The organism is Paraburkholderia sp. NMBU_R16 (assembly GCF_013282575.1).
GTDB lineage: Bacteria > Pseudomonadota > Gammaproteobacteria > Burkholderiales > Burkholderiaceae > Trinickia.
Genome location: NZ_JAAAYE010000492.1, coordinates 1 through 251 on the forward strand (window position 1 = coordinate 1; position 251 = coordinate 251).

1 pseudogene is annotated in these 251 nt (G+C 55.4%); it reads left to right on the forward strand.

What is annotated here, in order from left to right:
• Window positions 1–251, forward strand: a pseudogene (locus GWC77_RS30035) (DDE-type integrase/transposase/recombinase); the annotation flags it as partial.

Below are 251 nucleotides of genomic sequence, written 5' to 3' on the forward strand. Positions count from 1 at the left end.
AAAACGCGGTTGCAAAATCAGGCAAAAAAACGGATTCTTGAGGCCCTTCGAAATCGCGTTTCGGGGCCATTCCAAGTGGCCTCATTACGCCGATCATCCCCGGCTCGATTACGCCGATCCGTGACAAGGGCCACTGGAAATATCTGTACCGCGCCGTCGACAAGCAAGGCAATACGGTCGATTTCCTGCTGCGTGCCCATCGTGACAAGCTTGCCGCACGCCGTTACTTCGAGAAGGCGATCGACCAGAAC